Annotated in this window: 19 protein-coding genes and 1 pseudogene; 18 read left to right on the forward strand and 2 right to left on the reverse strand. The window is 60.3% G+C overall.

The features are described from left to right. Positions 1-487: 487 nt before the first annotated feature. The gene (gene map / locus FH08_RS0141520) at positions 488-1,297 is read right to left on the reverse strand and encodes a type I methionyl aminopeptidase (RefSeq protein ID WP_031364007.1); all 810 of its coding nucleotides are present in this window, start codon (positions 1,295-1,297) and stop codon (positions 488-490) included. 468 nt (positions 1,298-1,765) lie between these two features. On the opposite strand from map, the gene rpsB reads away from it, so the two are divergent. The 16 genes and pseudogenes from rpsB to FH08_RS0141600 all read left to right on the forward strand — a co-directional run bounded on the left by rpsB (position 1,766) and on the right by FH08_RS0141600 (position 18,136). After that, complete coding sequence (rpsB, locus tag FH08_RS0141525; protein WP_031364008.1) at positions 1,766-2,518, forward strand: 30S ribosomal protein S2; 753 nt, start codon at positions 1,766-1,768, stop codon at positions 2,516-2,518. A gap of 268 nt (positions 2,519-2,786) precedes the next feature. Beyond that, positions 2,787-3,668 (forward strand): annotated as a pseudogene (tsf, locus tag FH08_RS49000) (translation elongation factor Ts). Positions 3,669-4,024: 356 nt separating this feature from the next. Beyond that, entirely contained in the window at positions 4,025-4,738 is a 714-nt protein-coding gene (pyrH, locus tag FH08_RS0141535) for a UMP kinase (RefSeq protein ID WP_031364009.1), read from the forward strand. Between the two features lie 95 nt (positions 4,739-4,833). Continuing rightward, positions 4,834-5,394, forward strand: coding sequence for a ribosome recycling factor (frr, locus tag FH08_RS0141540; protein WP_031364010.1), 561 nt, complete (start codon positions 4,834-4,836; stop codon positions 5,392-5,394). A 64-nt stretch (positions 5,395-5,458) separates the two neighbouring features. Further along, entirely contained in the window at positions 5,459-6,241 is a 783-nt protein-coding gene (uppS, locus tag FH08_RS0141545; protein WP_031364011.1) for a polyprenyl diphosphate synthase, read from the forward strand. Further along, positions 6,235-7,068, forward strand: coding sequence for a phosphatidate cytidylyltransferase (locus tag FH08_RS0141550; RefSeq protein ID WP_031364012.1), 834 nt, complete (start codon positions 6,235-6,237; stop codon positions 7,066-7,068). The genes uppS and FH08_RS0141550 overlap by 7 nt, the downstream gene beginning before the upstream one ends. An 18-nt stretch (positions 7,069-7,086) precedes the next feature. Next, the gene (locus tag FH08_RS0141555; protein ID WP_031364013.1) at positions 7,087-8,292 is read left to right on the forward strand and encodes a 1-deoxy-D-xylulose-5-phosphate reductoisomerase; all 1,206 of its coding nucleotides are present in this window, start codon (positions 7,087-7,089) and stop codon (positions 8,290-8,292) included. Positions 8,293-8,299: 7 nt separating this feature from the next. Further along, positions 8,300-9,685 (forward strand): RIP metalloprotease RseP, encoded by a 1,386-nt coding sequence (rseP, locus tag FH08_RS0141560; protein WP_031364014.1) that lies wholly within the window; start codon positions 8,300-8,302, stop codon positions 9,683-9,685. 100 nt (positions 9,686-9,785) lie between these two features. Next, positions 9,786-12,098, forward strand: a complete 2,313-nt coding sequence (bamA, locus tag FH08_RS0141565; protein WP_031364015.1) for an outer membrane protein assembly factor BamA — start codon at positions 9,786-9,788, stop codon at positions 12,096-12,098. A gap of 222 nt (positions 12,099-12,320) precedes the next feature. After that, complete coding sequence (locus tag FH08_RS0141570; protein WP_031364016.1) at positions 12,321-12,839, forward strand: OmpH family outer membrane protein; 519 nt, start codon at positions 12,321-12,323, stop codon at positions 12,837-12,839. Positions 12,840-12,855: 16 nt separating this feature from the next. Beyond that, positions 12,856-13,971, forward strand: coding sequence for a UDP-3-O-(3-hydroxymyristoyl)glucosamine N-acyltransferase (lpxD, locus tag FH08_RS0141575; RefSeq protein ID WP_031364017.1), 1,116 nt, complete (start codon positions 12,856-12,858; stop codon positions 13,969-13,971). Positions 13,972-14,085: 114 nt separating this feature from the next. After that, the gene (gene fabZ, locus FH08_RS0141580) at positions 14,086-14,559 is read left to right on the forward strand and encodes a 3-hydroxyacyl-ACP dehydratase FabZ (protein ID WP_031364018.1); all 474 of its coding nucleotides are present in this window, start codon (positions 14,086-14,088) and stop codon (positions 14,557-14,559) included. Positions 14,560-14,647: 88 nt separating this feature from the next. After that, on the forward strand, positions 14,648-15,436 hold the full coding sequence (gene lpxA / locus FH08_RS0141585) for an acyl-ACP--UDP-N-acetylglucosamine O-acyltransferase (RefSeq protein WP_031364019.1): 789 nt from the start codon (positions 14,648-14,650) through the stop codon (positions 15,434-15,436). Positions 15,437-15,447: 11 nt separating this feature from the next. Further along, complete coding sequence (lpxB, locus tag FH08_RS0141590; RefSeq protein ID WP_031364020.1) at positions 15,448-16,614, forward strand: lipid-A-disaccharide synthase; 1,167 nt, start codon at positions 15,448-15,450, stop codon at positions 16,612-16,614. Beyond that, positions 16,614-17,339 (forward strand): ribonuclease HII, encoded by a 726-nt coding sequence (gene rnhB / locus FH08_RS0141595; protein WP_051888932.1) that lies wholly within the window; start codon positions 16,614-16,616, stop codon positions 17,337-17,339. The genes lpxB and rnhB overlap by 1 nt, the downstream gene beginning before the upstream one ends. Before the next feature lie 11 nt (positions 17,340-17,350). Continuing rightward, a complete protein-coding gene (locus FH08_RS0141600; RefSeq protein ID WP_031364022.1) occupies positions 17,351-18,136 on the forward strand; it encodes a TrmH family RNA methyltransferase in 786 nt (261 codons plus the stop codon). A 72-nt stretch (positions 18,137-18,208) separates the two neighbouring features. Here FH08_RS0141600 and FH08_RS0141605 read toward each other — a convergent pair whose 3' ends face one another. Next, positions 18,209-19,027, reverse strand: coding sequence for a pyruvate, water dikinase regulatory protein (locus tag FH08_RS0141605; protein WP_031364023.1), 819 nt, complete (start codon positions 19,025-19,027; stop codon positions 18,209-18,211). 598 nt (positions 19,028-19,625) lie between these two features. On the opposite strand from FH08_RS0141605, the gene ppsA reads away from it, so the two are divergent. Together ppsA and FH08_RS0141620 are read left to right on the forward strand one after the other, a co-directional pair. Continuing rightward, positions 19,626-22,031 (forward strand): phosphoenolpyruvate synthase, encoded by a 2,406-nt coding sequence (ppsA, locus tag FH08_RS0141615; protein ID WP_031364024.1) that lies wholly within the window; start codon positions 19,626-19,628, stop codon positions 22,029-22,031. 110 nt (positions 22,032-22,141) lie between these two features. Further along, positions 22,142-22,570 carry an NfeD family protein gene (locus FH08_RS0141620; protein WP_031364025.1) on the forward strand — a complete coding sequence of 143 codons (429 nt, stop codon included), beginning with the start codon at positions 22,142-22,144 and terminating at the stop codon, positions 22,568-22,570. The last annotated feature ends 1 nt before the right edge of the window (position 22,571 follow it).

Below are 22,571 nucleotides of genomic sequence, written 5' to 3' on the forward strand. Positions count from 1 at the left end.
GCAGGCGGGTCGTCAGGTCAGTGGGTGAAAATTGCTCGTAGCGAACAGACGGTTCGCCGGGTTTTAATCAGGTCACGGCGATGCGGCAGGTGCGTACCCCGACGTGGGCCACATGCGGCGGGCGGCGTGCAACGCAGGTGCTTGAAACAAAGTTCAGGATGCCGTCCGGGCAGTCATGACCGCGAGCTTGAGGTGCCGGAGAGCGGATGCGGCTGATGCAATCCACGCCCTATGACGATCTCTGTACCGCCAGCTTAAGCTGTCTTTAAACCCGGCGAAATAACTGGTTTAAACGATCTGTCACCATGCACGGACAAAAACTTAACAAGCGAAAGCGCCTGATGGGTAAAGCACAGTAGGGTAGAGCACAGTACAACGTCGGTTTGCACCGGCAGGGCACGGCGGGTGTATCACTCAGCCAAGGCGCAAGGCGCTTGAACCCGGTCCATCAAGGACAAAACGTCCCCCGGCTTTCAATCAACCAGCGTCAAGCCGTCGCGGCGATCAATTGCGAAGGTGCTTGCGTACCTGCCGACACGGTCAGCACGTCGTAACCCGTCGGCGTAACCAGCACCGTATGTTCCCATTGCGCGGACAGGCTGCGGTCGCGCGTCTTGACGGTCCATTGGTCGGGCATGGTGCGGATATCGCGGCGGCCAGCATTAATCATGGGTTCGACGGTAAAGATCATGCCCGCCTGCAACTCGATGCCCGTGCCGGGGCGGCCGTAGTGCAGCACTTGCGGATCTTCGTGGAACACCTTGCCCACGCCGTGGCCGCAGTACTCGCGCACCACGCTGTAGCCCTGCGCTTCAGCATATTTCTGGATGGCGTGCCCGATATCGCCCAGATGCGCGCCCGGCTTGATCTGGTCGATTCCGAGCCACATGCAGTCGAACGTGGTTTGCACGAGGCGTTTCGCCAGGATCGATCCTTCGCCGACCAGGAACATCCGGCTGGTATCGCCGAAATAGCCTTCCTTGATCACGGTGATGTCAATATTCAGCGCGTCGCCGTTTTTCAGTGTCTTGTCGCCGGGAATGCCGTGGCAAATCACATCGTTGACCGAGATACAGGTCGCTTTCGGATACGGCGGGTAGCCGGGCGGCTGGTAATTCAGCGGCGCGGGCACGGTGCCTTGTTCCTTCAGCATGTACTCGTGGCAGAGGCGATCGAGTTCACCTGTCGTCACGCCGGCAACAATATGGGGCGTGATGAAGTCGAGCACTTCGCTGGCAAGCCGGCAGGCGACGCGCATTTGCGCAATATCGTGGTCGTTTTTCAGCGTAATGGACATGACTTGTATCGAGAAAGCGTGTAAGCGGCTGTTGGCGCCAATCGGCCATTATCGCACCTTACAGGGCTCGCCGCACCCGGGCGCGGGCCGGAGAGGCGGTTTTAGAGCAGTCGGCGCCCAAATTTACCGATCTCAGCGGCAACCGCGACGCGCGGCAGGGCAATTGGGAAAGCCGTCCCCGGGCGCTTGTCCGAGTGATCGGACGTCTTGAGTCCTGCCATTCGTGCGTGATATACTCGCTGGCTAAGTCTGCATCTACTTTGTAATCGTCTTTTCAATGCGGCCTTTCTGAAAACACTGTGTTTTTTTGGAAAGCCAATGCAAAGGCCAAAGGCGTGAAGCGAAGCAAGATCGGACTTTGAATCGCAAGCCGGCGCACCCAGGGTGTCCGGCGCCCCGAAAAATCGAGAAACACGGGGCGCCCGATGCGGCAGCCGGCTTAAGACCTAACCCTCGCGGAGAACTCTCATGGCAGTAACAATGCGTGAAATGCTGGAAGCCGGTGTCCACTTTGGTCACCAAACGCGCTTCTGGAACCCGAAAATGGCCCCGTTCATTTTCGGCCATCGCAACAAGATTCACATTATCAACCTCGAAAAAACGCTGCCGATGTACAACGACGCGCTGAAGTACGTGCGTCAACTGGCAGCGAATCGCGGCACGATTTTGTTCGTTGGCACGAAGCGTCAGTCGCGTGACACGGTGGCAGAAGAAGCGCAACGCGCTGGCATGCCTTTCGTGAACGCACGCTGGCTCGGCGGCATGCTGACCAACTTCAAGACGCTGAAAGTATCGATCAAGCGCCTGAAGGACATGGAAGCAGCGCTGGAAGCCGGTGAAACGGAACGCATGAGCAAGAAGGAAGCGCTCCTGTTCGAACGCGAAATGGCCAAGCTGGTGAAGTCGATTGGCGGCGTGAAGGACATGGGCGGCATTCCTGACGCAATTTTCGTGGTTGACGTCGGTTATCACAAGATTGCCGTGACCGAAGCCAAGAAGCTGGGCATTCCGGTTATCGCCGTGGTTGATACGAACCACTCGCCGGAAGGCATCGACTACGTGATCCCGGGTAACGACGACGCCAGCAAGGCGGTCATGTTGTACACGAAGGGCGTGGCTGACGCGATCCTGGAAGGCCGTTCGAGCGCGGTAAACGAAGTGGTGCAGGCAGTTCGCAGTGGTGACGGCGACGACTTCGTGGAAGTCAACGCAGAAGCGTAAGTCTCTGCATACGACGCCGACGTGATGTATCCGGCAAGAAAGGGGGCTTTGCGAAAGGCCCCCTTTTTTTAACCGGCCGCAACTGCAACGTAAAGTAACAACGGCACTATTCGCGGGCAGCAGAACGCGAAACAGTCGCGAAGTACCTGAGCAGTATTAGTGAAGTATCAGGCAGCACCCCCATTCTGGCCGCGGGCATTTCTCGCCGGCGGCGCGTGTCAATAGTGCGATACGTGCGCGAGCACGGCACAGACTCAAGGAGCAAATGATGGCGGCAATTACCGCAAGCATGGTGGCAGAACTGCGCGCAAAGACCGACGCGCCCATGATGGAATGCAAGAAGGCGCTCACCGAAGCCGAAGGCGACATGGAGCGCGCTGAAGAGCTGCTGCGCGTGAAGCTGGGCAACAAGGCAAGCAAGGCAGCGTCGCGTGTGACGGCTGAAGGCATCATCACGGCGCACATCGACGGCGGCGTGGGTTCGCTCGTCGAACTGAATTGCGAAACCGACTTCGTCGGCAAGAACGACGACTTCCTGGCATTCGGCAAAACCGTCGCCGAGATCGTGGCGAAGAACAACCCGGCCGATGTCGCTGCCCTCGGCGCGCTGCCGCTGGAAAGCTCGACAGTCGATGCCGTGCGTCTCGCGCTGGTCGGCAAGATCGGTGAAAACGTGTCGATTCGCCGTTTCGTGCGTTTTGAATCCGCTAACAAGCTGGCTTCGTATCTTCACGGTACGCGCATCGGCGTGCTGGTTGAGTTCACGGGCGCGGACGAGCAGGTCGGCAAGGACGTTGCCATGCACATTGCTGCAATGAAGCCGGTTTCGCTGTCGTCGGACGACGTTCCGGCGGAACTGATCGCGAAGGAACGCAGCATCGCCGAGCAAAAGGCCGCGGAATAGGGCAAGCCGGCTGAGATCGTCGCGAAGATGGTCGACGGCAGCGTCCAGAAGTACCTGAAGGAAGTCTCGTTGCTGAACCAGACGTTCGTTAAGAACGACAAGCAGACGATCGAACAGATGTTGAAGGCAGCAAGCGCGTCGGTGCAGAAGTTTGCGCTGTTCGTGGTCGGCGAAGGCATCGAAAAGCGTACGGACGACTTCGCTGCCGAAGTGGCCGCGCAAGTTGCTGCCGCCAAGCAAGGCTAAAGCTTCAAACGGCGGTCAGGACTGCGCCAGGCTGTTCGGGCCTAGCAATGCCGCGCAGCTTCAGCCGGTCCGTTCAAGCGGGCCGCTCGATGCAAACGCGCTGGCCGCCGAGTCAAAAATGCAGTGAAAGCAGCACAATGCGAGCCCGGCGTTCCCGAATGCGGAATGCCCGTCTCGCGCCCTCATGGCGGTCAAAACCGCGCCGGACGGGCAAAACGGGGCTAATTCAGGTAAGCCCGGGGTTAATCCGTCACGCCGCCGCGGCTTGTCCAATATGGGATGCTTGCCGGAAATATCGTTTCACCCCTACAGTTCTACGTTGTTGCACTCCCTCTCGGCGCGATCGGAACCCTCATATGCCCACAGCCTACAAACGCGTACTCCTCAAACTCTCCGGCGAAGCTCTAATGGGCGACGATGCCTTCGGCATCAATCGCGCGACAATCGAAAGGATGGTGGCAGACGTCGCGGAAGTGGTGCGCATGGGCACGCAACTCGCGGTTGTCATCGGCGGCGGTAATATTTTTCGCGGCGTGGCAGGCGGTGCGGCCGGGATGGACCGTGCAACGGCCGACTACATGGGCATGCTCGCCACCATGATGAACGCGCTCGCATTGCAGGACGCCATGCGCCACGCCGGTATCGAGGCGCGTGTGCAATCCGCGCTGCGCATGGACCAGGTGGTCGAGCCGTACATTCGCCCGCGCGCTATCCGCCAGCTCGAAGAAGGCAAGGTGGTCATTTTCGCGGCTGGTACGGGCAACCCGTTTTTCACCACCGATACCGCCGCTGCGCTGCGCGGCGCGGAAATCGGTGCGGAAGTCGTGCTGAAAGCAACGAAAGTGGACGGTGTATATTCCGCCGATCCCAAGAAAGACCCGAGCGCCACGCGCTACAGCACGATCAGTTTCGACGAAGCGATCGGCAAGAATCTGCAGGTGATGGACGCGACGGCGTTTGCGCTGTGCCGCGACCAGAAGCTGCCTATTCGTGTGTTTGCGATCAATAAGCCGGGCGCGCTCAAGCGCATCATTCAGGGCGATGACGAAGGTACGCTCGTCCACGTGTAAACTCTCGCGGTGACAAAAGGGCGAGGGCGGGCGCGCTCCGAGGGAACTGCGCTGCCATCGCCAGCACTGCACGCAATACAAGTACGGAGGCTCAAATGAGTGTGGCTGACATTAGAAAGAGCGTCGATCAGAAGATGCAAAAGTCGATCGAAGCGTTCAAGAACGATCTTGCGAAGATCCGCACGGGCCGCGCCCACACGGGCTTGCTGGACCATATCCAGGTCGATTACTACGGCTCGAGCGTGCCCATTTCGCAAGTGGCGAACATGACGCTGATCGACGCCCGTACGATCGGTGTGCAGGCGTGGGAAAAGAAGATGGTTCCGGTGGTGGAAAAGGCGATCCGTGACTCTGATCTCGGCCTGAACCCCTCCAACCAGGGCGACCAGATCCGCGTCCCCATGCCCGCGCTGACCGAAGAACGTCGCCGCGAGCTGGTGAAGGTCGTCAAGAGCGAAGGTGAAAACGCCAAGATTGCCGTGCGCAATCTGCGTCGTGACGCCAACGAGCAACTGAAGCGGCTCGTGAAGGACAAGGAAATCTCCGAGGACGACGAACGTCGTGCAAGCGATGACGTCCAGAAGCTCACCGATAAAAACGTCGCGGAAATCGACAAGCTGGTTGTGTCGAAAGAAGCCGAAATCATGACGGTTTGAGGCCGTTTCCGGTCTCTTGCGTCGTGCCGGCGCGTCACTCTGTCGATACTTAGATTCAGCGGCCATGACCTATACCAGCTCTACCGTTCGCGTACCCGATGTCGCGGCTGTCCCGCGACATATCGCGATCATCATGGACGGCAACGGCCGTTGGGCGACGCAACGGCGCCTGCCGCGCGTGGCCGGCCACACGCGTGGCGTCGACGCCGTGCGGGCTACAGTCGAAAGCTGTGCGCGCCAGGGCGTCGAATTCGTGACGCTGTTCGCTTTCAGTTCCGAAAACTGGCGTCGTCCGACCGACGAAGTCTCGTTCCTCATGCGCCTGTTCGTCACGGCGCTCGAGCGGGAAGTCGGCAAGCTGCACGCCAACGGCATCCGTTTGCGCGTGGTCGGCGACACCTCCATGTTCGACGATCGCATTCGTGCGCTGATCCAGCGCGCCGAAACCAAGACGGCGCGCAATACGCGCTTGACCTTGACCATTGCGGCGAATTACGGCGGCCGCTGGGACGTCATGCAGGCGGCGAAAAAGCTGGCCGAGCAGTCGGTCAAGGAAGGCCGCGTGGTTCCCGTCGACGAAGCCGCGTTCGAGCAGCACCTCGCCATGGCCTACGCGCCGGAACCTGACCTGTTCATCCGCACGGGCGGGGAGCAGCGCATCAGCAATTTCCTGCTGTGGCAGATGGCGTACACCGAACTCTATTTCACCGATACCTACTGGCCCGATTTCGACGCCGAAGCATTGGCTCGCGCGATCGAATCGTACGCTGAGCGTGAACGCCGGTTCGGGCGAACCAGCGCGCAGCTTGAACCGCAAGCGCAGAAGGCCGACACTCTTTCATGCTAAAGACCCGTGTCATCACGGCAATCGTCCTGCTGGCAGTGCTTCTGCCAATCACGTTTTTCGCACCAGTCGGCGTTTTCGCGGCATTGATCGCCGTTGTAGTCATTTTTGCTGCCTGGGAGTGGGCGCGCCTGCTCAAGCTTACCGGCAGCTCGCCCGTGGTGTACGCGGTGATTGCCGGCATGGCGCTAATTGCCAGCACGCGGCTCGGGCTAGGTTACAAACCGCTGTATCAGATGGCCGCCATATTCTGGGTGCTGGCCGGCCCGTTCGCGCTCGCCCGCAAGCCCGCTCTTGCCGACGGCGCGTGGCGCGTGTTCCTCCTGTTCGCCGGCATTGTGACGTTCGTGGCCTGCTGGCACGCACTCGTTGCGGCCCGTACGATCGGGGTGGCGTTCGTGCTATCGCTTCTCCTAGTCGTATGGCTGGCTGACATTGGCGCATACTTCGCCGGAAAAGCGTTTGGTCGTCATAAACTCGCGCCGTCCATCAGTCCGGGCAAAACCCGCGAAGGTGCGTTGGGCGGCTGGCTGGCGGTAATGATCGTCGGCTCGGCGGGGGCGGCCACGCTGGTTTTTGCGCCGACACTTTTTTCGGCGCTGGTGCAGCATCTCGGCTGGGCCGGGGCGCTGCTCTCCTTGACGGTGCTGACGGTATTCAGCGTAATTGGCGACCTGTTCGAGTCTCTGCTGAAACGCCAGGCCGGCGTCAAGGATTCGAGCGGATTGTTGCCCGGGCACGGTGGCGTCCTCGACCGGATCGACGCATTGTTGCCCGTATTGCCGATCGCACTCCTGTTGCTCGGTCCTGTTGCCCAGTCAATCGGCTAATCGGCTAAAGAAGGATTTATGCAAAAACGTCTGACTCTGCTCGGCTCCACGGGCTCGATCGGCGAGAGCACGCTCGACGTCGTGGCGCGGCACCCGGATCGCTTCAAGGTCTACGCGCTGACCGCCCATCGCAACGGCGACAAGCTCGTCGACCAATGTGTGCGGTTCCAGCCGGAAGTGGCGGTGGTCGGTGACGCCGATACCGCTGCAAAGGTCGCCGCCGCACTGCGTGCGCAGGGCTGCAAGACCGAGGTGGACTACGGCCCGCAAGCGCTCGTGGACGTCTCCGAGAGCGCAAGTTGCGACACGGTCGTGGCCGCTATTGTCGGTGCTGCGGGGCTGGCGCCGACGCTGGCTGCTGCGCGTGCGGGCAAACGCATCCTGCTGGCCAACAAGGAAGCGCTGGTCATGTCGGGCAAGATTTTCATCGACGCGGTGCATGACAACAACGCGGTGCTGCTACCGGTCGATAGTGAGCACAACGCGGTATTCCAGTGCATGCCGCGTGAAGTGGCGCTGCACGGCGGGGTATCGAAGATCATTTTGACGGCATCCGGCGGCCCGTTCCGCACCCGCGAGCCGTCAACACTGCGCCACGTTACGCCCGACGAAGCCTGCAAGCATCCGAACTGGGCAATGGGCCGCAAGATTTCCGTCGATTCCGCCACGATGATGAACAAGGGCCTCGAAGTGATCGAGGCGCACTGGCTCTTCAACGTGCCGGGGTCGCGCATCGAAGTGCTGATTCATCCGCAAAGCGTGATTCATTCGCTGGTTTCATACGCGGACGGTTCCGTGCTCGCGCAACTGGGCAACCCCGACATGCGCACGCCGATCGCGTATGCGCTGGCGTTCCCGGAACGCGTGGATTCCGGAGTCGCGCAACTCGATCTCGCGCAAATTGCAACGCTTAGCTTCGAGAAGCCTGACCTGAACCGTTTCCCTTGCCTCGCGCTTGCGCTGAAGGCGCTGGAAGCCGGCGGCACCGCAAGCGCGGCGCTCAACGCGGCCAACGAGGTTGCGGTCGAGGCGTTCCTGGCTCGCCGTATCGGCTTCATGGCGATCGGGGAAGTGGTCGAGCGCGTGCTCAACGTGTTGCCGAACGGCAGCGCGTCGACGCTTGATGAAGTGCTCGCCGCCGATGCCGAAGCGCGTCGCCTGGCAGGCGAGTTCGCTGCTTTGCTGACAGCCGACGCGCCGCACGCCGAACGCGTCCTGCACTGAGGTCGCCATGAACTTCCTGATCGAAATCGTTGCATTTGTGGTGGCTATCGGCGTGCTGGTCGTCGTCCACGAGTTCGGCCATTACAGCGTCGCGCGGTTGTGCGGCGTGAAGGTCCTGCGATTTTCGGTCGGGTTCGGCAAGCCGCTTGTGAAATGGGTCAGCAAGCGCACGGGCACGGAGTGGACGATCGCCGCGCTGCCGCTGGGCGGCTACGTGAAGATGCTCGACGAACGCGAAGCGGAAGCGAGCATTCCCGAAGCCGATCTGCCGCGCGCCTTCAACCGGCAGCCGGTGCTCAAGCGGATCGCGATTGTCATAGCCGGTCCGGTGGCGAACTTCATTCTCGCCATCTTGCTGTTCGCCGGCGTGTTCGCGGGCGGCGTCTCCGAGCCGGCTGCGATTCTCTCGGCGCCTGCGCCCAACACCGTTGCGGCGAAGGCGGGCTTCGAGGGTGGCGAGACGATCGTTTCAATGCGCGATGTGCAAGGTGACAGCGATGCGAGCGGCGAGACGCATAGGGTGCGCTCGTGGTCCGACCTGCGCTGGAAACTGCTCGACGCATCATTCGATCATCGCCGCGTGGTGCTCACCGCCAGCACGAACCACGGTACGTTCGATTTCCCGGTGAGCGTGGGCAAGATCGACGACCAGGACGCCGATCAGGATTTCATGGATAAACTCGGCTTCGAGCCGGGTGGCGGCACGCTGGCGGTGGCCGGTGTGGAAGCGGGCAGCGCGGCGGCGAACGCGGGCTTGCAGGCGGGTGATGTGCTGCGTGCTATCGACGGCAAAAAGATCGATAACGCGATGGGTTTTATCGATTACGTACAGCATCGTCCGGGTACGCCGGTCTCGCTGACCGTCGAGCGCAACGGCGCGCAGCGCGCAGTGCAGATCGTGCCGGAGCTCAAGCAAGACGCTGCTACGCATCGCGATGTCGGGCGCATCGGCGCGTCGCTCGCGACCCGGATTCCATCGGTGGACGTGCGTTACGGACCGGTCGAAAGCCTGCATCTGGGCGTCAAGCGGACCTGGGACATCAGCATTTATTCGCTGCGCATGTTCGGGCGGATGATCACGGGCGAAGCGTCGCTGAAAAATCTTTCGGGGCCGGTGACGATCGCCGACTACGCGGGCAAGAGCGCGCGGCTTGGTTTGTCGGCGTTTCTTTCATTCCTCGCGCTCGTGAGTATCAGCCTCGGCGTGTTGAACTTGTTACCGATTCCGGTTCTTGACGGTGGGCATCTGTTATATTATTTGGTTGAAGCCGCAACCGGCAAGGCCGTGTCAGATCGCTGGCAGCTGGTTTTGCAGCGGGCGGGTCTTGTTTGCATCGTCGCCTTGTCGATGATCGCGCTCTTTAATGACCTTGCGCGCCTGATCCGCTTTTGATCCGGCTGACCGTTTCACCTTGATCCTTTTTCATCCTGTCTGGCGGCGCTTGAACGAACGCCGTCGGGCTTGATGCAGCTATACACACTGGGGAAGCACGTTGTTCAAACCTCATCGCTTTGTTCCTAAGTCGGCTGTGGCCGCAGCATTGGCCGCAACCGGAATGGCGGCGCACGCGACAACGCCGTTTGTCGTGCAGGACATCCGGATTGACGGCCTCCAGCGCATTGAACCCGGTTCGGTATTCGCCTACTTGCCTATCAAGCAGGGCGACACGTTCACCGACGACAAAGCCTCCGAAGCAATTCGCGCGCTTTATGCAACGGGCTTCTTCAACGACGTCCAGATCGCCACACAGGGCAACGTGGTGGTCGTGCAGGTGCAGGAGCGTCCGGCCATTTCGCAAATCGACTTCTCGGGCATCCACGAGTTCGAAAAGGACAACCTGGCGAAGGCGTTGCGCGCGGTAGGCTTGTCGCAGGGCCGCTCGTACGACAAGGCGCTCGTTGACAAAGCCGAGCAGGAGCTCAAGCGCCAGTACCTGACGCGCGGCTTCTACGCGGCCGAAGTCACGACTACCGTCACGCCGGTCGACCGCAACCGCGTGCAGATCCTGTTCTCGGTGGCGGAAGGTCCGAGCGCGAAGATTCGCCAGATCAACTTCATCGGCAACAAGGTGGTCAGCACGAGCACGCTGCGCGACGAGATGCAGTTGTCCACGCCGAACTGGTTCTCGTGGTACACGAAGAACGACCTGTACGCGAAAGACAAGCTCACCGGCGACCTTGAAAATGTGCGCTCGTACTACCTGAATCGCGGTTATCTCGAGTTCAACATCGACTCGACGCAGGTGTCCATCTCGCCCGACAAGAAGGACATGTACCTGACGATCTCGTTGCACGAAGGCGAGCCGTACAAGATCAGCGCAATCAAGCTCTCGGGCAATCTGCTCGACCGTCAGGCCGAGTTGACCAAGCTTATCAAGATCAAACCGGGTGACCGTTTCTCGGCCGAAAAGCTGCAGGCGACCACGAAGGCCATCGTCGACAAGCTCGGCGAATATGGCTACGCGTTCGCGCAGGTCAACGCGCAGCCGCAGATCAATCAAGCCGATCACAGCGTCGACCTGACGCTGAATGTGGACCCGAGCCGCCGTGTGTACGTGCGGCGCGTGAACATCGTCGGCAATACGCGTACACGTGACGAAGTGGTGCGCCGGGAAATGCGTCAGCTCGAAAGCTCGTGGTTCGATTCGAGCCGGCTGGCGTTGTCGAAGGATCGCGTGAATCGTCTCGGTTACTTTACCGACGTCGACGTGACCACGGTTCCGGTCGAAGGCACGAACGACCAGGTGGACGTGGACGTGAAGGTCGCGGAAAAGCCGACCGGCGCGATTACGCTCGGCGCGGGTTTTTCGTCGACGGACAAGGTGGTTTTGTCAGCAGGCGTGTCGCAGGACAACGTGTTCGGCTCGGGTACGAGCCTCTCGGTCAACATCAACACGGCCAAGACGTATCGGACGCTGACGGTGACGCAGGTCGATCCGTACTTCACCATCGACGGCATCAAGCGCATTACCGACCTGTACTACCGCACGTATCAGCCGCTCTATTACTCCACGGACTCCAGCTTCAAGATCGTTACCATTGGTGGTGACCTGAAGTTCGGCATTCCGTTCTCGGAGCAGGACACGGTGTACTTCGGCGCGGGCCTCGAGCAGAACACGCTCGATATCGATTCCGCTACGCCGCAAAGCTATATCGACTACGTGAAGGAATTCGGCCGCGTAGTGAACAACGTGCCGGTGACGGTTGGCTGGTCGCGTGATAATCGTGACAGCGCCTTGGTCCCGAGCCGCGGTTATTACACGCAGACGAACGCGGAATACGGTACGCCGGCGGGTAACACGACGTACGTCAAGGTTGACGCCCAGGCACAGTATTACTACTCGTTCGCGCGCGGTTTCGTGCTCGGCCTGAATTTGCAGGGCGGCTACGGTAAGGGCCTGCAAGGCCAGACCTACCCGATTTTCAAGAACTATTATGCTGGCGGTATCGGCTCGGTTCGCGGTTATGAGCCGAGCTCGCTGGGTCCGCGTGACACGACCACGGGCGACCCGATCGGGGGTTCGCGCATGGCGGTGGGTAACATCGAGTTGACGTTCCCGTTGCCGGGTACGGGCTATGACCGCACGTTGCGCGTCTTCACCTTCCTTGACGGTGGTAACGTCTGGGGCGATCCGGGTCAGGGCGGCACCAGCACCGGCGCGAACGGCTTGCGGTATGGTTACGGTTTTGGTCTGGCGTGGATCTCGCCGATCGGCCCGCTCAAGTTGAGCCTGGGTTTCCCGGTGACGAAGCATACCGGCGACCAGTATCAGAAGTTCCAGTTCCAGATCGGTACGGCGTTCTAAATCCGATCGGGATGTGTGGTGTGGGTTCCCTGTTTCCGTTCTTGTCGCGGAACCGGGACGCCTGACGCAGTCGCTGTGAAACAGTGGCTTGACCTGCGATCTGTTGCAATGACCTGATTCAGTGACTTGATTGAGCAAGACAAGTCAGTGGTGTAAATAAGTAACGTGAGGAAGACTTTGCGAACCGGTAAGCTTTCGAAACATGTAGCGTTGGCGCTTGTTATGTCGGTGACGCTCGGCCTGATGGGTGCCGCCAAGGCAGAGGCGCAGGAGACCCGGATTGCAGCCGTCAACTCCGATCGCATCTTGCGTGAATCGTCGGCGGCCAAGGCCGCGCAGACGAAGCTCGAGCAAGAGTTTTCGAAGCGGGACAAGGCGTTGCAGGACATGGCAGCGCGCCTGAAGACCATGTCGGACGCGATGGACAAGAACGGCGCCTCCATGGCGCCTGCCGACCGTGCGGCCAAGCAACGCGATCTGTCGCAGCTTGACCAGGACTTTCAGCGCAAACAGCGTGAATTTCGCGAAGATCTGAACCAACGCCGTAACGAGGAACTCGCTGCGGTGCTGGACAAGGCTAACAAGGTCATCAAGCAGATTGCCGAGGCGCAGCATTACGACCTGATCGTGCAGGAAGCGGTATACGTCAGTCCGCGTATCGATATCACCGATCAGGTGCTGAAGGCGCTGGCCGCAAATCAGGCAAGCCTGTCGATCAATCCAGCTAGTAGTTCGAACTGATCGGGAGCGGTACCGGATGGCATCAGACAGCGCGATCACGCTTGGTGAACTGACACAGCGCTTCGGCGGAGACATAGCAGGCGATGCGGCGCATCGGGTGAACGGCCTCGCGCCGCTCGACAAAGCTGGCCCCACGCAACTCGCCTTTCTCGCGAACCAGAAATATCTGTCTCAAGTGGAAAGCACGCAGGCCGGCGCGGTGTTGATTTCGCCATCGGATCTGGAAAAAGTGGCGACGCCGGAAGGGCGTAACTTTATCGTCACGGCTAACCCCTACGCTTATTTTGCGCGCGTGGCGCAGGTTTTCATCGACCTCGCGACGCCGCCGGTCGAACCTGGCGTGCACCACACGGCGTTTATCCATCCCGGCGCGAAGGTGGCCGCCACCGCGGTAATCGGGCCGCACGTCAGTGTGGAAGCGGGCGCCGAGATCGGCGAGCGGGTGAGGCTGGATGCGGGCGTGACGATCGGGCGGGGCGTGAAGCTGGCTGACGATGTCCATCTTTATCCCCACGTCACCGTCTATCATGGTTGTAAGCTTGGCGCGCGCGTGATTGTGCATGCAGGCGCGGTGATCGGCGCGGACGGATTTGGCTTTGCTTCGGATTTCGTCGGCGACGGCGACGCACGCACCGGCAACTGGGTCAAGATCCCGCAAGTCGGCGCCGTGGTCGTGGCGCAGGACGTGGAAATTGGTGCGAACACGACGATCGACCGGGGCGCGATGGCCGACACGGTGATCGAGGAAGGCGTAAAGATCGATAATCAGGTCCAGATCGGGCATAACTGTCGGATCGGCGCCTACACGGTGATCGCAGGCTGCGCGGGCATTGCGGGCAGCACGAACATCGGGCGGCACTGCATGATCGGCGGTGCGGTGGGCATTGCGGGCCACGTGACGCTGGCGGACTACGTGATTGTCACGGCACAGTCGGGCGTGTCGAAGTCGCTGTTGAAGCCGGGCATGTACACGAGTGCATTCCCCGCCGTGAATCACGCCGACTGGAACAAAAGCGCTGCCATTGTGCGTAATCTGGACAAGTTGCGCGAACGCATCAAGACGCTCGAAGCGGCCGTAGCCGCGGGCACTGAGGTAGATAACACCCCGGACAGCACTTCAGGCAAGCATTAAGACGGTAAAAACCGGCATCCCACGCGACATCGCTTGTTGGTCGTGGCTTTTAGCGAGCTAACGAGCGGTTTCGCAGTCAACACCCGCGCTGTGAAGCGCGCGAGCAGAACGACTATGAGCACCGAAAAAATCAATCTAGACATCCACAAGATTCTCACGTTGCTGCCGCATCGGTATCCGATCCTGCTCGTCGACCGTGTACTCGAACTCACGCCGCATCAGAGCATCAAAGCGCTGAAGAACGTGACGATCAACGAGCCGTATTTTCAGGGTCACTTCCCGACGCGGCCCGTGATGCCCGGCGTGCTGATTCTCGAAGCGCTTGCGCAGGCAGCCGCACTGCTCACGTTCGCCGAGGAAAAGGAACCACACGATCCGGAAACGACTCTGTATTACTTCGTGGGCATCGACAAGGCGCGCTTCAAGCGCGTGGTCGAGCCCGGCGACCAGCTGATCCTGAATGTGAACTTCGAGCGCTACATGCGCGGCATCTGGAAGTTCAGCGCGCGCGCCGAAGTGGACGGTGCGGTGGCAGCCGAAGCCGAGTTGATGTGCACCGTGAAAAATACGGCCGCCGACACGAAGTGACAGCGACGCCAGCCGTGCCTTAAGCGCCGGCGCGGCAGAGCAGGGCAAACTCAGCAACAGACAGCAACAGAACACCAAGCGAGGGCGCATGAGCAAGATTCACCCTACCGCGATTATCGAGCCGGGCGCGCAGCTCGACGAATCCGTCGAAGTCGGCCCGTACGCGATCATCGGACCGCACGTGCAGATTGGCGCGCGCACGACTGTCGGCTCGCACAGCGTAATCGAAGGCCATACGGTCCTCGGCAGCGACAACCGCATCGGCCACTACGCATCCGTCGGCGGCCGGCCGCAGGACATGAAGTACAAGGACGAGCCCACCCGGCTCGTGATTGGCGACCGCAATACCATTCGCGAATTCACGACCATTCATACCGGTACGGTGCAGGACACGGGCGTGACCACCATCGGCGACGACAACTGGATCATGGCGTACGTGCACGTAGGCCATGACTGCCAGCTTGGCAGCAACATCGTCATGTCGAGCAACGCGCAACTGGCAGGGCACGTGATCATTGGCGATCACGCCATTGTCGGCGGTATGTCGGGCGTGCATCAGTTCGTGCGCATCGGCGCGCATTCCATGCTGGGCGGTGCGTCTGCGCTCGTGCAGGACATTCCGCCGTTCGTGATCGCCGCAGGCAACAAGGCTGAGCCGCACGGTATCAATGTAGAAGGGCTGCGCCGGCGCGGCTTTTCGGCTGAGGCTATTTCGGCGCTGCGTTCGGCGTACCGGGTGTTGTACAAGAGCGGCGCGACGCTGGAAGAAGCGAAGGTGCAATTGCGCGAACTGGCTTCCGCAGGCGGCGACGGCGACGCGCCCGTGACGGCGCTGGCTGATTTTATCGACGCTTCGCAGCGCGGCATCATCCGTTGACCGAGCGCCCGATGACGCTGGCTCCCGCCCCTCTGCGCGTTGCGATGGTGGCGGGTGAGCCGTCAGGCGATCTGCTCGCGGCGTCGCTACTTGAGGGCCTGAACGAGCGCTTGCCGGCGGGCACGCAGTTCAACGGCATTGGCGGTCCGCGCATGACGGCCGCCGGTTTCGATGCCCACTGGCCGATGGACAAGCTCACGGTGCGGGGTTATGTCGAAGCGCTGAAGCATATTCCCGAGATCCTCGGCATTCGTAACGAGCTCAAGCGGCAACTGCTCGCGGAGCCGCCGTCGGTGTTTATCGGCGTGGATGCGCCCGATTTCAATTTTGGTCTTGAACACGCGTTGCGCGATGCCGGCATTCCGACGGTGCATTTCGTGTGTCCGTCGATCTGGGCGTGGCGCGGCGGGCGGATCAAGAAGATCGTCAAAGCCGTCGATCACATGCTGTGCGTGTTCCCGTTCGAAACGGCTCTCATGGAGAAGGCGGGTATTGCGTCCACGTACGTGGGCCATCCGCTCGCCGATGAAATTCCGCTTGTGCCTGACGTTGAAGGTGCGCGGCGCGCGTTGGGCTTGCCGGAAGGCGGCCCGATCATCGCGGTGTTGCCGGGCAGCCGGCGTTCGGAGATCGCGCTGATCGGTCCGACGTTTTTCGACGCGATGGAGCTCATGCAGCTTCGCGAACCCGGTGTGCGTTTCGTGATGCCGGCAGCGAATGCCGCCTTGCGCGAGTTGTTGCAGCCGCTGGTTGCCGCGCACCCGAATCTCGCGCTGACGATCACTGAAGGCAACGCCCAGGTCGCGATGACTGCCGCCGACGCCATCCTGGTCAAGAGCGGCACGGTCACGCTGGAAGCGGCGTTGCTCAAGAAGCCGATGGTCATCTCGTACAAGGTGCCTTGGCTGACGGGCCAGATCATGCAGCGGCAGGGTTATTTGCCGTATGTCGGTTTGCCGAACATCCTGGCCGGGCGGTTTGTCGTGCCGGAAATCCTCCAGCATTTCGCGACACCCGAAGCGCTTGCCGACGCCACGCTGAAACAGTTGAACGACGAAGCGAACCGCGCGACACTGACGGAAATCTTCACGGAAATGCACCACGCGCTGCGTCAGAACACGGCTCAACGTGCTTCGGAGGCCGTGGCGCAAGTGCTGGAAACGAGGAGGCCGCGGTAATGGCGAAGATCGTCGTGAAAGGCGTGGTACGGAGTTCGCTGCAGCCTGCGTTCGACTTTGATGTCGATACGCCCTCCGACGTTATCTGCGGCGTGGACGAAGCCGGTCGTGGCCCGCTGGCAGGTCCCGTGGTGGCGGCAGCGGTGATCTTCGATCCATCGAAACCTAAAATTCGCGGACTCGACGACTCGAAGGTCCTGAGCGCCAAGAAGCGCGAGGAACTGTACGAGAAGATCATCGATCGGGCGCTGGCCTATTGCGTGGCTTCGGCAACGGTCGAGGAAATCGACACGATCAACATTCTCCACGCCACCATGCTCGCGATGAAACGCGCGGTGGAAGGGCTCTCGGTCCTGCCGACGGTGGCGAAGATCGATGGCAACCGATGTCCCCAATTATCGATGCGTTCAGTGGCTGTCATTGGCGGCGACGCGTTGATTGCACAGATATCGGCTGCATCCATTCTGGCCAAAGTCACGCGCGACCGGATGCTGCTGCAATTGCATGAAGTCCACCCTGTCTATGGTTTCGATGCCCACGCCGGTTACGGCACGCCGCAGCATCTGAGGGCGTTGCTTGAACATGGGCCTTGCGAGCATCATCGGCGTTCGTTTGCGCCTGTTCGTGAGGCGCATGCGCGACTGGGCACGGTGTTGCCGGTCGTTGCAGCCGGGGTGCTGGAAGCGGCTGCCGCGGGACAGGGCATCGACGCTCCTCCGTTCTGAATTCTCCCCAAGTGAAAGCCATTACCTCGCGGGATAACCCGCTTTACAAGCGCCTGAAGGCGCTCGCCGGATCGACCGCGCAGCAGCGGCGCAGCGGTCACGCGTTGCTGGAAGGGCTGCATCTCGCGAGCGCTTATCTTGATGCTGCCGGGGAGCCTGAGACGTGCGTTGTCACCGAGGGCGCACTTCATCACGAAGAAGCGCGGCAGATTGTCGGGCGGATCAATCCCGCGCACGTTTATACGTTGCCCGATGCTTTGTTCGGACAGCTATCGAGTGTCGTGCATGGTGTGGGGATGGTGTTGCTGGTCGAGCAGCTTGAGCCATCGTTGCCTGAACGCATTACCGGGACGTGCCTGGTTCTTGATGGCATCCAGGATGCCGGCAATGTCGGATCCATTTTGCGGAGTGCCGCGGCGGCTGGAATTCAGCATGTGTTTTGCGCGCCGGGGACGGTGTATGCGTGGTCATCGAAGGTGCTGCGCTCGGGTATGGGCGCGCATTTCCTGCTCGGCATTTACGAGGATGTCGAGCCGGCGGAGTTAACGTCGCGGCTTGGCTCTGAGGTGCAGGTGACGATCACTGATTCGCATGGGGCAAAGGCGATCTACGATGCCGATTTGTCCGGGCCTGTGGCCTGGGTCATGGGCAATGAGGGCGCGGGCGTCTCGCCATTCTGGCGCGATCACGCGATGCTTCGGGTAACGATTCCCCAGCCGGGCGGCATGGAATCGCTGAATGTGGCGGCGGCTGCCGCGATTTGCATCTTTGAACAGTGTCGGCAGCAACGCCGATAGTCATCGCATGAGTTCGCAAAAAAGGCGTTTTCAACTTTCGTTGAAAACGGCTTTTTAACATCCCAACCGATATCAGTAATACGATGGCCGTTCCAGCCGGATCTCCTGCAGGATGGTCGTGGCGATTTCCTCGATCGACTTATGCGTCGACGATAACCACTTGACCCCCTCGCGCTTCATCATCGCTTCGGCTTCGTTGATTTCGTAGCGGCAATTCTCCAACGCCGCATACTTGCTCCCCGGCCGCCGTTCATTGCGAATCTCCGCGAGCCGCTGCGGATCGATCGACAAGCCAAACATCTTTTCCTTATACGGCAGCAACGGCGTCGGCAACCGACCACGCTCAAAATCTTCCGGAATCAACGGATAATTCGCCGCCTTCACACCGTACTGCATCGCCAGATAAAGCGACGTCGGCGTCTTGCCGCTGCGCGACACGCCGACCAGGATCACATCGGCATCGGACAGATTACGATTCGACTGGCCGTCGTCGTGCGCCAGCGAAAAATTGATCGCTTCAATCCGTTTCTTGTATTCGTCCGTATCCGCGTTCTGGTGGACGCGGCCCATCGCGTGCGTCGACTTGATGTCGAGTTCCAGTTCCAGCGGTTCGATAAACGTCTGGAACATGTTCAGCACCAGCGCATTCGAGCGCTGCACGATCTCGTTCGACGCACTGTCCACCAGCGTGGTGAACACAATCGGCCGACGGCCATCGAGCGACACGGCCTCGTTGATCTTCGCGATAGTTGCGCGCGCCTTTTCGGTCGAATCGACAAACGGCACGCGCACGAGCCGGAATTTCTGGTCGAACTGGGACAGGATCGAATGCGCGAAGGTCTCGGCAGTGATCCCGGTGCCATCTGAAACGATGAATACGGTAGGCGGCATCGGCGTGAAGGTGCGTGAAATTACGTGAAATGAATTGACGGTGATTATGGCCGATTAAAAAACCCGCCATATTGACGCAAACGCGTGAATATCACTACCCACCAACGCCGTGGCGCGCATGGCGTCGGGCGAATAGCTCCAAACTAAGCGTCCGCTAAAACGCGCGATGTGCGCCGCCACACCATGCGCGTGTGAGGGGTCTCATTACGCAGCGTTTTTATGCCCTGCCATGAAACATTTTCGAGAGGTAGCACGGTAGAATAGCGGCAACCTGTTCGATAAGCAATTGCGGACGATTAATCATCGATTCACGAAAGTTACCGCCTATTCGTGCGTTTTCGAAACAAAACGTAGATTTTGTAGGCAGTTTTAACCGATATCGATATGTTTCGACGTCGTGCTTTTCAGCGTCGCAGCGTGGTTCATGCAGGGCTTCACGCTCCGGCCACAGCACGATGCGTCGCGCCCTCAAGGCGCGTAGAGAAGCGGCATGTGCTTATCAAACAGGTTATGCAGGTTGCGGTACGCGCTTCCAATGAGCGCCGCCGCTTCGAGCCCACTTGCATGATCGTGAATTCCATCCACCTTAGGGGCTTACATGACTAACGAAGCTAACGTTGCAAAGGACCAGGCGTATGTAGTGCCATTCGAGCAGTTGCGAATGACCGATGTCGACATTGTCGGCGGTAAGAATGCGTCGCTCGGCGAGATGATCAGCCAGCTCGCTGAAGCCGGCGTGCAGGTGCCGACCGGTTTTGCAACGACGGCGCAGGCGTTTCGCGATTTCCTGCATCACAACAACCTGACGGAACGCATCGCCAAACGTCTGGAACTCTTCGACGTAGACGACGTGAAAGCCTTGGCCGAAGCCGGCAAGGAAATCCGCCAATGGATCATCGACGCGCCGATGCAACCGCGCCTCGAAGAACTGATCCGCAAAGGCTTCGACACGCTGCAAAACGGCTCGCCGGAAGAGCTTTCGTTCGCCGTGCGTTCTTCGGCTACCGCTGAGGACTTGCCGGACGCATCGTTCGCGGGTCAGCAGGAAAGCTACTTGAACGTGGTTGGCATCGACGAAGTGCTCGATCGCATGAAGCACGTGTTCGCGTCGCTGTATAACGACCGCGCTATTTCGTATCGCGTGCACAAGGGTTTTACGCACGCTGAAGTCGCGTTGTCGGCGGGCGTGCAGCGCATGGTTCGCTCGGACGTGGGCGCAGCCGGCGTGATGTTCACGCTCGATACCGAATCAGGCTTCAAGGACGCCGTGTTCATTACGTCGAGCTACGGCCTGGGCGAAACGGTCGTGCAGGGCGCCGTGAATCCGGACGAGTTCTACGTCTTCAAGACCACGCTCGAACAAGGCAAGTACCCGATCATCCGCCGCTCGATTGGCTCGAAGCTCATCAAGATGGAATTCACGAACGCTGGCGAAGCCGGCCGCGTGAAGACGGTCGACGTATCGCACGAGCAGCGCAACCGCTTCTCCATCAGTGACAATGATGTGATCCAGCTCGCGAAGTACGCGGTGATCATCGAAAAGCACTATCAGCGTCCGATGGATATCGAGTGGGGCAAGGACGGCCGCGACGGCAAGATCTTCATTCTTCAGGCGCGTCCTGAAACGGTGAAGAGCCAAGCTGCGGGCAAGGCTGAAATGCGCTTCAAGCTGAAGGGCCAGTCGAACGTGATCGCCACGGGACGGGCTATCGGCCAGAAGATCGGCGCGGGTCCGGTGCGCGTGATTCACGATCCGTCGGAGATGGATCGTGTGCAGCCCGGCGACGTGCTGGTGGCCGACATGACCGACCCGAACTGGGAGCCGGTGATGAAGCGTGCATCGGCCATCGTCACGAATCGCGGCGGTCGGACCTGCCACGCGGCCATCATCGCGCGCGAACTGGGCGTGCCGGCCGTGGTGGGTTGCGGTGACGCAACCGACGTGCTGAAGGAAGGCCAGTTGGTGACGGTGTCGTGTGCTGAAGGCGACGAAGGCAAGATCTACGACGGCCTGCTCGAAACCGAAGTGACCGAAGTCGAGCGCGGCGAACTGCCCGAGATTCCGGTCAAGATCATGATGAACGTCGGCAATCCGCAACTCGCGTTCGACTTCTCGCATCTGCCGAATGCAGGCGTGGGCCTGGCGCGGCTCGAGTTCATCATCAACAACAACATCGGCGTGCATCCGAGGGCGATTCTCGAGTACCCGAACATTGATGCCGATTTGAAGAAAGCCGTGGAAAGCGTTGCGCGTGGTCATGCATCGCCGCGAGCGTTTTATGTCGACAAGCTGACCGAAGGTATCGCGACGATCGCGGCGGCGTTCTATCCGAAGCCGGTGATCGTGCGCTTGTCCGACTTCAAGTCGAACGAGTACAAGAAGCTGATCGGCGGTTCGCGTTACGAGCCGGACGAAGAAAACCCAATGCTCGGCTTCCGTGGCGCATCGCGTTATATCTCGGAGGACTTCGCCGAAGCCTTCCAGATGGAATGCGTCGCGTTGAAGAAGGTGCGCGAAGAGATGGGCCTGGACAACGTCGAGATCATGGTGCCGTTCGTGCGTACGCTGGCACAGGCTGAGAAGGTCGTTGGCCTGCTCGAGAAGTTCGGTCTGAAACGCGGCGTGAACGGTCTGCGGCTGATCATGATGTGCGAGATTCCGTCGAACGCGATTCTTGCCGAAGAGTTCCTGCAGTTCTTCGACGGCTTCTCGATCGGATCGAACGACCTGACGCAGCTCACGCTGGGTCTGGACCGCGATTCGGGCATGGAGTTGCTCGCAGTCGACTTCGACGAGCGCGACCCGGCTGTGCAGTTCATGCTGAAGCGCGCGATCGAAACCTGTCTGCGGCTCGGCAAATACGTGGGTATTTGCGGTCAGGGTCCGTCGGACCATCCCGACCTCGCCGAATGGCTCGCGAAGGAAGGCATTGAGTCGATGTCGCTGAATCCGGACACGATCATCGACACATGGAAGACGCTGGCCAAAGCTTTGAATAAGTAAGCGCGATAAGTAAAACATGCAGCTGCATCGAAAGAGCATCAAGCTTTCAAAACAGTAAGCGTGCTATAACACCCCGGACGTTCCGGGGTGTTTTTGTTTGGAGGTAACGCATGGCTGCTAACGGATATTTTTGGTGGATCGGCGCCGGGGTGCTCGTGTTGCTCGAGCTGATGTCCGGTACGTTTTATCTATTGATGGTGGCGATTGGTTTTATCGCGGGCGGGATCGCGCATTTGTTTGGCGCGGGGCTGGAGATCGAGCTGCTCGTAGCCGCGCTGGTCGCGATGATCGCCGTCACTGTGTTGCGGCGCTCGAAGCTGGGCCATGTGACCCGGCGCGATGCATCGCATGATCCGGGCGTGAACCTGGACATTGGCGAGACGCTGAAGGTGAACGAGTGGCACGAGGGCCGCGCGCGGGCGCTGTATCGTGGGGCGGAGTGGGACATTGAACTGGCGCCGGGCGAGACCGAAGGCGCGCATATGTACAGGATCACGGCGTTTTCCGGTAACACGCTGGTGGTGGCGGCGAAACGCTGAG

The organism is Caballeronia sordidicola, assembly GCF_000729995.1.
In the GTDB taxonomy this organism is placed as follows: domain Bacteria; phylum Pseudomonadota; class Gammaproteobacteria; order Burkholderiales; family Burkholderiaceae; genus Caballeronia; species Caballeronia sordidicola_A.

Coding starts and splice junctions, on each gene's coding strand:
- map (WP_031364007.1), bottom strand. CDS start 1,297: ATGTCCATTACGCTGAAAAACGACCACGATATTGCGCAAATGCGCGTC.
- rpsB (WP_031364008.1), top strand. CDS start 1,766: ATGGCAGTAACAATGCGTGAAATGCTGGAAGCCGGTGTCCACTTTGGT.
- pyrH (WP_031364009.1), top strand. CDS start 4,025: ATGCCCACAGCCTACAAACGCGTACTCCTCAAACTCTCCGGCGAAGCT.
- frr (WP_031364010.1), top strand. CDS start 4,834: ATGAGTGTGGCTGACATTAGAAAGAGCGTCGATCAGAAGATGCAAAAG.
- uppS (WP_031364011.1), top strand. CDS start 5,459: ATGACCTATACCAGCTCTACCGTTCGCGTACCCGATGTCGCGGCTGTC.
- FH08_RS0141550 (WP_031364012.1), top strand. CDS start 6,235: ATGCTAAAGACCCGTGTCATCACGGCAATCGTCCTGCTGGCAGTGCTT.
- FH08_RS0141555 (WP_031364013.1), top strand. CDS start 7,087: ATGCAAAAACGTCTGACTCTGCTCGGCTCCACGGGCTCGATCGGCGAG.
- rseP (WP_031364014.1), top strand. CDS start 8,300: ATGAACTTCCTGATCGAAATCGTTGCATTTGTGGTGGCTATCGGCGTG.
- FH08_RS0141570 (WP_031364016.1), top strand. CDS start 12,321: ATGTCGGTGACGCTCGGCCTGATGGGTGCCGCCAAGGCAGAGGCGCAG.
- lpxD (WP_031364017.1), top strand. CDS start 12,856: ATGGCATCAGACAGCGCGATCACGCTTGGTGAACTGACACAGCGCTTC.
- fabZ (WP_031364018.1), top strand. CDS start 14,086: ATGAGCACCGAAAAAATCAATCTAGACATCCACAAGATTCTCACGTTG.
- lpxA (WP_031364019.1), top strand. CDS start 14,648: ATGAGCAAGATTCACCCTACCGCGATTATCGAGCCGGGCGCGCAGCTC.
- lpxB (WP_031364020.1), top strand. CDS start 15,448: ATGACGCTGGCTCCCGCCCCTCTGCGCGTTGCGATGGTGGCGGGTGAG.
- rnhB (WP_051888932.1), top strand. CDS start 16,614: ATGGCGAAGATCGTCGTGAAAGGCGTGGTACGGAGTTCGCTGCAGCCT.
- FH08_RS0141605 (WP_031364023.1), bottom strand. CDS start 19,027: ATGCCGCCTACCGTATTCATCGTTTCAGATGGCACCGGGATCACTGCC.
- ppsA (WP_031364024.1), top strand. CDS start 19,626: ATGACTAACGAAGCTAACGTTGCAAAGGACCAGGCGTATGTAGTGCCA.
- FH08_RS0141620 (WP_031364025.1), top strand. CDS start 22,142: ATGGCTGCTAACGGATATTTTTGGTGGATCGGCGCCGGGGTGCTCGTG.